Origin of the sequence: Streptomyces meridianus (genome assembly GCF_023703325.1) — a bacterium.
Lineage (GTDB): Bacteria > Actinomycetota > Actinomycetes > Streptomycetales > Streptomycetaceae > Streptomyces > Streptomyces meridianus.
Genome location: NZ_JAMQGM010000068.1, coordinates 19,616 through 28,603, shown reverse-complemented (window position 1 = coordinate 28,603; position 8,988 = coordinate 19,616). Strand labels below are relative to the sequence as shown.

General features: G+C 75.2%; 10 protein-coding genes and 1 pseudogene. 2 read left to right on the top strand and 9 right to left on the bottom strand.

All coding sequences use genetic code 11. The features are described from left to right. The coding region (locus M1E25_RS24825) for a THUMP-like domain-containing protein (RefSeq protein ID WP_443735594.1) at positions 1–704 on the top strand (704 nt) is incomplete at its 5' end. A gap of 23 nt (positions 705–727) precedes the next feature. On the opposite strand, the gene M1E25_RS24820 is transcribed toward M1E25_RS24825, so the two are convergent. The 4 genes from M1E25_RS24820 to tsaB are packed head-to-tail and all read right to left on the bottom strand — an operon-like array spanning position 728 to position 3,318. Beyond that, complete coding sequence (locus M1E25_RS24820; RefSeq protein WP_251419430.1) at positions 728–976, bottom strand: hypothetical protein; 249 nt, start codon at positions 974–976, stop codon at positions 728–730. Then, positions 973–2,100, bottom strand: coding sequence for a tRNA (adenosine(37)-N6)-threonylcarbamoyltransferase complex transferase subunit TsaD (tsaD, locus tag M1E25_RS24815; RefSeq protein ID WP_251419428.1), 1,128 nt, complete (start codon positions 2,098–2,100; stop codon positions 973–975). Before tsaD ends, M1E25_RS24820 begins: the two co-directional genes overlap by 4 nt. Beyond that, positions 2,093–2,623 (bottom strand): GNAT family N-acetyltransferase, encoded by a 531-nt coding sequence (locus tag M1E25_RS24810; RefSeq protein WP_251419436.1) that lies wholly within the window; start codon positions 2,621–2,623, stop codon positions 2,093–2,095. Before M1E25_RS24810 ends, tsaD begins: the two co-directional genes overlap by 8 nt. A 26-nt stretch (positions 2,624–2,649) precedes the next feature. Next, entirely contained in the window at positions 2,650–3,318 is a 669-nt protein-coding gene (gene tsaB, locus M1E25_RS24805; RefSeq protein WP_251419426.1) for a tRNA (adenosine(37)-N6)-threonylcarbamoyltransferase complex dimerization subunit type 1 TsaB, read from the bottom strand. Between the two features lie 198 nt (positions 3,319–3,516). Between tsaB and M1E25_RS24800 the strand changes: the two genes are divergently transcribed. After that, the gene (locus M1E25_RS24800) at positions 3,517–4,068 is read left to right on the top strand and encodes a L,D-transpeptidase (RefSeq protein WP_251419424.1); all 552 of its coding nucleotides are present in this window, start codon (positions 3,517–3,519) and stop codon (positions 4,066–4,068) included. A 92-nt stretch (positions 4,069–4,160) separates the two neighbouring features. Here the strand turns inward: M1E25_RS24800 and M1E25_RS24795 are convergent, their stop codons facing one another. The 5 genes and pseudogenes from M1E25_RS24795 to M1E25_RS24775 form a co-directional block, all read right to left on the bottom strand. Beyond that, complete coding sequence (locus tag M1E25_RS24795; RefSeq protein ID WP_251419421.1) at positions 4,161–4,370, bottom strand: hypothetical protein; 210 nt, start codon at positions 4,368–4,370, stop codon at positions 4,161–4,163. Positions 4,371–4,522: 152 nt separating this feature from the next. Beyond that, positions 4,523–4,984: a tRNA (adenosine(37)-N6)-threonylcarbamoyltransferase complex ATPase subunit type 1 TsaE gene (gene tsaE, locus M1E25_RS24790; protein ID WP_251419434.1), complete on the bottom strand. Its 462-nt coding sequence runs from the start codon at positions 4,982–4,984 to the stop codon at positions 4,523–4,525. A 117-nt stretch (positions 4,985–5,101) separates the two neighbouring features. Next, a pseudogene (locus tag M1E25_RS24785) lies at positions 5,102–6,283 on the bottom strand (alpha/beta fold hydrolase); the annotation flags it as partial. Continuing rightward, positions 6,276–7,445: an alanine racemase gene (alr, locus tag M1E25_RS24780; protein ID WP_251419419.1), complete on the bottom strand. Its 1,170-nt coding sequence runs from the start codon at positions 7,443–7,445 to the stop codon at positions 6,276–6,278. The pseudogene M1E25_RS24785 and the gene alr, both read right to left, overlap by 8 nt. A 64-nt stretch (positions 7,446–7,509) precedes the next feature. After that, the gene (locus tag M1E25_RS24775) at positions 7,510–8,970 is read right to left on the bottom strand and encodes an NAD(P)H-hydrate dehydratase (RefSeq protein ID WP_251419417.1); all 1,461 of its coding nucleotides are present in this window, start codon (positions 8,968–8,970) and stop codon (positions 7,510–7,512) included. Positions 8,971–8,988: the final 18 nt, after the last annotated feature.

Here is an 8,988-nt window from a genome sequence, read left to right as displayed (position 1 = left end):
ACGACGCCGTGTTCGTCGACCCCGCCCGTCGCGGGTCCCGTCCGGGCGGGGCCGGGCGGGGGAGGATCTTCGACCCCGAGGCCTACTCACCGCCCCTGTCCTGGGCCGTCGAGGCCGCACGCACCGCTCCGCACGCCGCACTGAAGGTCGCGCCCGGCGTCCCGCACGAGTCGGTTCCCGGCGACGCCGAGGCGGAGTGGATCTCGGATTACGGCGACGTGAAGGAAGCCGTGCTGTGGTTCGGCACGGACCCCGGCACCGTCCGGGCCACGCTGCTGCCCGGCCCCCGCACCCTGACCGGAGGGGAGGCCGGCGACCCGGCGACCGGCCCGGTCGGGCCCTGGCTGTACGAACCGGACGGCGCCGTGATCCGGGCGCACCTCGTCGCGGACGTCGCGGCCCGCGTCGGGGGACGGCTGATCGATCCGACGATCGCGTACGTGACCTCGGACCGGCTGCACCCGACGCCCTACGCCACCGCGTACGAGATCACCGACGTGCTCCCGTTCAACCTCAAGAAGCTGCGGGCCCTGCTGCGCGAACGCGAGGTAGGGGTGCTCACCGTCAAGAAGCGCGGCTCGGCCGTGGAGCCCGAGGAACTCCGCAGGAAGGTGAAACCACAGGGGCCGAACGCCGCGACGGTGTTCCTCACGCGCGTGGCCGGCGCCCCGTCCATGCTGGTGGGACGGCCCGCGCAGGCGTAGGGCCCACGACCCCCGGCCCGGCCTCAGACGCTCTCGAACCGCCAGCGGTGCACGGCGCGGCGAACCAACTCGGGCCCAGGATCGCCCAGTTCGGGCAGCTCGGCGTCGTACGGCGCGTCCCACCAAGTGATCACCAGCACCCGGTCCTGCGGGGCGACCAGGTACTCGCGACGCAGCGGCTCGCCGTCGAGCCACTGCTCGCGGGCCCACTCCAGCAGGTCCGCACCGCGTCCCTCGACCGCGCGGGCCTCCCACATCAGTGCGACGGTCACGAGTACAGGTTGTCCTTGCTCAGCTCGTGCACATGATCGTGGTCATGGCCGTGCGCACCGCCGTGGCCATGGGGGTGTGCCGGGTCCGGAACGTGTGGCTCGGTCACCGGCAGCGAGGAGTCCGCCGACAGGTCCCACGCGGACGCCGGGCGGTTGCGCGCCACCATCTCCGCGCCGAGTGCCGCGACCATCGCCCCGTTGTCCGTGCACAGCTTCGGACGCGGGACCCGCAGCCGGACACCGGCGTCCTCGCAGCGCTGCGCGGCGAGCGCCCGCAGCCGGGAGTTGGCCGCGACGCCACCCCCGATCATCAGGTGGTCGACGCCGTTGTCCTTGCAGGCCCGGACGGCCTTGCGGGTGAGGACGTCCACGACCGCCTCCTGGAACGACGCCGAGACGTCCGCCACCGGGACCTCCTCGCCCGCGTGCCGCTTGGCCTCGATCCAGCGGGCGACGGCCGTCTTCAGGCCCGAGAAGGAAAAATCGTAGACCGCGTCGCGCGGTCCGGTCAGCCCGCGCGGGAACCGGATCGCCTCGGGGTCGCCCTCCCGCGCCATCCGGTCGATGACGGGGCCGCCGGGGAAACCCAGGTTCAGCACCCGGGCGATCTTGTCGAAAGCCTCGCCGGCCGCGTCGTCGATGGTCGAGCCGAGCGGCCGGACGTCAGCGGTGATGTCCGGCGCCAGCAGCAGCGACGAGTGGCCGCCCGACACCAGCAGCGCCATCGTCGGCTCCGGCAGCGCGCCGTGCTCCAGCTGGTCCACGCAGATGTGCGAGGCCAGGTGGTTCACCCCGTACAGCGGCTTGCCCAGGGCGTACGCGTACGCCTTCGCTGCCGAGACGCCCACCAGGAGCGCGCCGGCCAGGCCGGGCCCGGCCGTCACGGCGACACCGTCGAGGTCGGACGCGGCGACCCCGGCGTTCTTCAGCGCCCGCCGGATGGTCGGAACCATGGCCTCCAGGTGCGCACGGCTGGCGACCTCGGGCACCACGCCGCCGAACCGGGCGTGCTCGTCGACGCTGGACGCCACCTCGTCCGCGAGCAGGGTGTGCCCGCGGACGATGCCCACGCCGGTCTCGTCGCACGAGGTCTCGATACCGAGGACAAGAGGCTCATCAGCCATGGTCAGTCGTTCCCTGTTCGTCTGCGGACGCGACTGCGTCCGGTTCCTCTGCCACGGGTTCGGTGCGGCGCATGACGAGCGCGTCCACGTTCCCCGGCTGGTAGTAGCCGCGGCGAAAGCCGATGGGCTCGAAGCCGAAACGCCCGTAGAGACGCTGCGCCCGGGTGTTGTCGACCCGCACCTCCAGCAGCACCTCCCGGCACTCGAACGCCGTTGCCGCCGCCAGGAGTTCGGTCAGCAGGCGGGCTCCGAGGCCGGTTCCCCACTGCGAGCGGGCCGTCGCGATCGTCTGGACGTCGCCGGTGCCGCCCGCCGCGGCGAAGCCGGCGTAGCCGACGATCCGCTCGCGGGGACCGCCCCGCCCGGTACCGGCGCCGGGCGCAGTGGCGACGACGTAGTGGCGGCTCGCCCCGGGACCGCGCGCACGGGCCAGCTCGGACCAGAACATGCCCGGCGACCACGCGTCGTCCGGGAACAGCTCCAGCTCCAGCTCCAGCACCGGCCCGATGTCCCACCAGCGCATCTCGCGCAGCGCCACGGTCCCCGTGCTCACCTCGGCGTGACCACCTTGTAGTGGGCGGGGACCTGGGCGTCGGGGCGGCGCAGGTACAGCGGCCGGTCCGGCAACAGGTCCTCCCCGGCCGCGAGCTTCTCCGCGGCCAGCGCGGCCATGGCGGCCGCGGACTGGTGGACCGGCATGCCCTCCGGAACCCGGCCGAAGGTGTCCGGGTACAGCTGCGCGCCGGCTCCGACGGCAGGCAGACCGGCGGTCTCGTCCGTGATGTCGGCCGGCCGGTCGACGGCCGGGTCCGTCAGGCGGGTCCGGGCATCGGCGTAACGGGCCCAGTAGACCTCCTTGCGCCGCGCGTCGGTCGCCACCGTGAACGGGCCCTCCAGGCCCGCGAGGCCGACGGCGTACGCGATCCCGTCGAGGGTGCACAACCCGTGGACGGGGACGCCGGTCGCCTCGGAGAAGACACCCGCGGTCGTCAGCCCGACCCGCAGTCCGGTGTACGGCCCGGGGCCGACCCCCACCACGAAACCGGTCACGGCGTCCAGGCCCACGCCCGCCTCGCCCAGCACCCGGTGGACGGCGGGCAGCAGCAGTTCGCCGTGCCGGCGGGCGTCCACCTGGTTCGATTCGGCGAGGACACCCGACCCGTCGTGGAGAGCGACGGTGACGGCGGGAGTGGCGGTGTCAAGAGCGAGCAGCAGCACGGATACAGCGTACGGCGCTCGGTGCGGGCGGTGGTCCGCCGGCCGGAACGAGGCGGGGACGCACCCCCGTGAGCACCGGCCGCATCGAAGCCCCCGCCGTGACGTCGCCTGCGGGCGGAGCGCAGGCGGGCCGCCGGGCGGTCGGTGCTACGGTCGGCCGCGACGGAATCGCGGCAGGACATCGAAGGGGTGGCCGGAGTGGCACGCAGCTCGGGGACGATCGTGGCCGGGCTCACGGCGGCGGCACTCACCACCGTGGCCTGGTTCGCCTACCAGGCCTCGGCCGCCGGGCCGGAGAAGCCGGACGGAGACCGGCCCGCCGCCACGGCTGCCGAGAAGCCGCACAGGCCCGCCCCCGAACGCGAGGCGCACCCCGTCCCGGCCGATTCGGGCCGGGGGCTGCGCGTGGTCTACTCCCTCGGCGAGCAGCGGGTGTGGCTGGTGGGCGTCGACGGCAAGGCCGTCCGCACCTACCGGGTCGCAGCTAGCGCCGTCGCCCCGCCGGCCGGAACGCACACCGTGACCTCGCGGACGGCCGTCACCCGCGGCTCGGACGGCGTGCAGGTCGAGCACGTCGTCCGGTTCGCCACGGTGGGCACCGTGCACATCGGCTTCAGCGCAGCCGCCGACGGCGCCCTGCCCCGGGGCGAGCCGCAGGCCGGCACGGGCGGCATCCGGGAGCGGGGCGCGGACGGCACCGCGCTCTGGAAGTTCGCGAAGCTCGGGACCAAGGTCGTGGTCGTGGCCTGACGGGCCTCACGGCCAATGAGGCAGGGCGCCACCGGCCGGGCGGGCCCCGCCGGATGGCCGTCCGCCAGCGGCCGCGAATTCACCCGAACGGGTCAGGCGGCGTCGGGCCGGCGCTCCTCCGGAGCCCCCTCCTCCGGCCCCTCGGCGTTCTCCGGCTCGGACGGGTCCGGCGGTGTGGAGACCGCGTTGGCGGCCTGGCACGAGGCGAGGACGTCGCTCACGGAGGGGTGCCGGTCACCCTGTCCGACAGCGGAGGACTGCTCGCCGCGCACCGGCGCAGCGGCGGGCTCGTGGGACGGCATGAGGCCTCCAGGCGCTTCCGAACAGGCAAGATTAGGTAGCCCTAACCAGGTCTTGTGTCATGGGACCACGGTGCAGGGCCCGTACGCAATATGTTACCGACGCGATGTCGGAACGCTGTCGGAACGGGCCGCCCGGACCCCGGCGCGCGCCGTCAGGCGTCCAGCGAGGACAGGTCGGCTGCCTTCCAGCGCTGACCCACCCCGGTCACGGACACCTCGCGCACGTCGTGGTCCTCGCCACCGGTCGGCTCGTCGCCCACGGCCCGGTCGATGACGACGTGCAACCGGTCCTCCGACAGCTCCTCGACCTTGCCCTCGCCCCACTCCACGACCACGACCGACTCCGGCAGGGACACATCGAGATCGAGGTCCTCCATCTCGTCCAGGCCGCCGCCGAGCCGGTAGGCGTCCACGTGCACCAGTGCCGGTCCGCCCGTGAGGGACGGGTGCACACGGGCGATGACGAAGGTCGGCGACGTCACCGCGCCGCGTACGCCCAGGCCCTCGCCGAGCCCCCGGGCGAGCGTCGTCTTGCCTGCTCCCAGCGCACCGCTGAGCAGCACCAGATCGCCGGGGCTCAGCAGCTCGGCGAGCCGGCGGCCCAGCTCCTGCATGCGGTCCGGGGTGCCGACGGTGATGCGCGCCGACGTCACCGGGGCGGTGGTCGCGGTGGTGGATTCGTGCAGGGCGTCCATACCGGCCGATGGTACGGCTCCGTGCCGGGCGCTCGGTCCGGGCGATCGGTCCGGGAGTTCCGGCCCACCGCCGGGAAGCGGACCCACCGGGACGCCCGCCCGGGCCAGCAGGTGCGACAGGGCGGCCGTCACCACGTCCGGGTGCTCGAGCATCACCAGATGGCCCGCGTCCGGCACCAGCACGAGCTCGGCGTCCGGCAGCAGTGCGGCGATGGCCCGGCTGTGGCCGGACGGGGTGACGAGGTCCCGCTCCCCGGCGAGCACCAGCGCCGGCAGCCCGGCGAACGCTGCGAGTGCGGCGGCCTTGTCGTGCTCCTGGAACGCCGGGTAGAACTCGGCGACGACATCGACGGGCGTGGACTCGATCATCAGCTCGGCGAATCTCGCCAGGGCCGGATCGACGTCCCGGGAGCCGAACGAGTACCGCGTCACCAGGCCGGCGAACAGGTCCGCGGTGGCGCGGCGGCCCCGCTCGACCAGGTCGGCCCGCGCGACGAGCGCTTTAAGAACCCCGGGCAGTATCCGGCGCACCGCGTTGACGCCCGCCACCGGCAGGCCGAAGTTCACCTCTCCGAGGCCGCCCGCCGACGTGCCGACGAAGGCTGCCCCTGCCACCCGTTGCCGTACCCAGTCCGGGAAGTGCGCGGCCAGCGCCATCATCGTCATGCCGCCCATTGAGTGCCCGACGAGCACCACCGGTCCCTCCGGGACCGCCGCGTCCAGCACCGCCCGCAGGTCCCGTCCGAGCTGGTCGATGGTGACCGGCAGCCCCGCCCGCTGCGCGGCTCCGCGCCCCGAACGGCCGTGGCTGCGCTGGTCCCAGTGGACGGTGCGGACCGAGCCGCGCAGCGCCGCGCGCTGGAAGTGCCAGGCGTCCTGGTTCAGGCAGTAGCCGTGGCAGAAGACCACGGTGGGCGCAGCCGGCCGACGGCTGCCCGGGAGCCGGCCGCGCGGCCTGCGTACCCCGGGGTGGTCGGGCTCGTCCACCTCGAAGTGGAGCACGGTGCCGTCGTCGGCCACCGCCCGGCCGGGTGTCCCGCGCAGCCCGCCGTACGGGACGCCCGCAGTGAGGGCCTGCCGGGCCCTGCGGCGTATCCCGCGCCCGACGGCCAGCCGTTCCGCCACCACGCCGGCGGCGACCCCGGCCGCCACCATGCCGATCGCCGCCCCCGCGATCCCCGTGCGCCGCCGGCCGCCCGGCGCCGCGCGGTCACCCATGCACGCCCCCCTCGACGTGGACGCGCGGGACCCGGACGCCGATCCGGGTGACGATCTCGTACGCGATGGTGCCCACCGCCCGCGCCCAGTCCTCGGCCGTCGGCTCGCCGCGGTCGCCGGGGCCGAACAGCACGGCCTCGTCACCCGCCTCCGCGCTGTCCCCGCCGAGATCCACGACGAACTGGTCCATGGCGACGCGCCCGGCGACCGTCCGCCACTTGCCGCCCACCAGCACCGGTCCGGTGCCCGAGGCATGGCGCGGAATGCCGTCGGCGTACCCGACCGGGACGAGACCGAGGGTCGTCTCGCCGGGAGTGACGTAGTGCTGGCCGTAGCTCACGCCGTGCCCGGCGGGGACCCGCTTCACCAGGGCCAGCCGGGCGGTCAGCGTCATGACCGGACGCAGTCCGAAGTCCGCCGGCGTGCCGAGTTCGGGGCTCGGCGAGATGCCGTACATCGAGATCCCGGTGCGGACGAGGTCGAAGTGCGACTCCGGAACGGTCAGCGTGGCCGGGGAGTTGGCCATGTGCCGCACCTCGGGATCCAGTCCGGCGCGCGCCGCCACGGCAAGGGCCTCGTGGAACACCTCGAGCTGCGCCGCGATCGACGCGTGCCCCGGCTCGTCGGCGCAGGCGAAGTGCGACCAGAGCCCGGTCACCTTCACCAGCCCCTCGGCCTCGGCCGCGCGGGCTGCCGCGGTCAGTCCGGGCCAGTCGGCGGGCGTGCAGCCGTTGCGCCCCAACCCGGTGTCGATCTTGAGGTGTACCCGGGCCGGACGCCCCGCGGCCCGGGCCGCCGCGACGGCCTCGCGCAGCGCCCACATGCCGCTCACCGACACGTCGACGTCCGATTCGACGGCCTGCTGCCAGGGGCCGCCCGGCGTCCACAGCCAGCACATCAGCCGGCCGGTGTCCCCGGCCGCGCGCAGGGCCAGCGCCTCCTCCGGGGTCGCCGTGCCCAGCCAGGCCGCGCCGGCCTCCCGCGCCGCACGAGCGCACGGTACGGCGCCGTGGCCGTAGCCGTCCGACTTGACCACGGCCATCAGCCGGGCACCCGGCGCGCGGTCCCGCAGCGCCCGGACGTTGGACCGCAGCGCGGCGAGATCGATCTCGGCATGAGCTCGCGACGACGACGGGGCGGAGGGCGGAGCGAAAGCGTTCATCGCGCCCAGTCTCTCACCGGCGCTCCCCGGCACCCGGGTTCCCCGCCCCCGCGACCTGCGGCTGTCACCCCCGGACGCTGCGCCACGCCGCCGGCAGGGCCCTGGCGACCTGAGAGGCCCGCACCGGGGCACCACCGTGGCCGGCGGCGAACCGGGCGGCCAGGCCGTGCAGGTACGCGGCCGCCGACCCGGCGTCGACGACGCCCAGCCCGGCGGCGAGCAGCGACCCGGTGAGCCCGGACAGCACGTCACCGCTGCCCGCGGTCGCCAGCCATCCGGTGCCGGTCGGGTTCACCCGGACCGGTCCTCCCGTGCCGTCCGCCACCAGTGTCGTCGAGCCCTTTAGCAGCACCGAGGCACGGAACTCGCCCGCGAGCCGGCGCACGGAGTCCAGCCGCCGGGCCTCGACGTCCTCGCGCGACGCACCGAGCAGTGCCGCAGCCTCGCCCGCGTGCGGGGTGAGCAAGGTGGCCGCCCGCCGCGCACCCACCCGGTCCCCGTCCAGCAGCCGCAGGCCGTCGGCGTCGACCAGCACCGGGACGTCGGAGTCCAGGACGTCGTCCAGCGCCCGCCGCGCGTCGGGGCCGTCGCCGAGCCCCGGCCCGACCACCCATGCCTGCACCCGCCCGGCCTTGTGGGGCGGGCCGGCGTGCACCAGCGTCTCGGGGAACCGGGCGATCACGGCGTCCGCGGCCGGCCCCACGTAGCGCACCGCGCCGGCGCCGCCGCCGAACGCGCCCGCCACGGCCAGCACGGCCGCGCCCGGGTAGCGGGCCGAGCCGGCCACCACCCCCACCACGCCCCGCCGGTACTTGTCGCTCTCCGCGGCCGGCACGGGCAGCAGCGCGGCGACGTCCGCATGCTGCAGCGCCTCGAGGTCCGGCTGTTCCGGCAGGTGCGGTGCCAGACCGATGTCGACCAGGCGCAGCGCCCCGGCCCGGCCCGCCGCGGGATCGACGAGCAGGCCCGGCTTGTAGGTTCCGAACGTCACCGTGGCGTCGGCGTGCACGGCTTCCCCCGCCACCTCGCCGGTGCCGGCCTCGACGCCGCTCGGTAGGTCGACGGCCACCACTCTCGCCCCCGCCTCCCGCGCGGCCTGCGCCCAGATCCGGGCGTCCGGGCGCAGTCCGCCGCGGCCGCCGATACCGACGATGCCGTCGAGGACGAGCCGCGCTCCGGCCATCACCCGTGCAGGGTCCGCAGCCGACGGCCCGTCAACGGTCCGGCCGCCCGCGGCGCGCAGTGCCTCGGTTCCGCCCGGGTGCGCCCGGTCCGGGGCCAGCAGAACGGCGGTGACGGCGGCGCCCCGCCGCGCCAGTCGGGCGCCCGCGTACAGGGCGTCGCCGCCGTTGTCGCCGCTGCCGACGAGCAGCACGATGCGGGTGCCGGAGGTGCGGCCGAGCAGGCCGGCGCAGGCGGCGGCCAGACCGGCTGCCGCGCGCTGCATGAGCGCCCCCTCCGGGAGCTCCGCCATCAGCTTCCGTTCGGCGGCCCTGACCGTCTCCACGCTGTAAGCAGTCCTCATCCCTCCAGTGTCCCGGAG

What these genes read in the sequence shown, in the direction of transcription:
- tsaE (WP_251419434.1), bottom strand. Translation starts at nt 4,984, where the DNA reads ATGCAGGAGCTGGGCCGCCGGCTCGCCGAGCTGCTGAGCCCCGGCGAT.
- M1E25_RS24810 (WP_251419436.1), bottom strand. Translation starts at nt 2,623, where the DNA reads ATGCGCTGGTGGGACATCGGGCCGGTGCTGGAGCTGGAGCTGGAGCTG.
- M1E25_RS24775 (WP_251419417.1), bottom strand. Translation starts at nt 8,970, where the DNA reads ATGAGGACTGCTTACAGCGTGGAGACGGTCAGGGCCGCCGAACGGAAG.
- M1E25_RS24795 (WP_251419421.1), bottom strand. Translation starts at nt 4,370, where the DNA reads ATGCCGTCCCACGAGCCCGCCGCTGCGCCGGTGCGCGGCGAGCAGTCC.
- tsaD (WP_251419428.1), bottom strand. Translation starts at nt 2,100, where the DNA reads ATGGCTGATGAGCCTCTTGTCCTCGGTATCGAGACCTCGTGCGACGAG.
- alr (WP_251419419.1), bottom strand. Translation starts at nt 7,445, where the DNA reads ATGAACGCTTTCGCTCCGCCCTCCGCCCCGTCGTCGTCGCGAGCTCAT.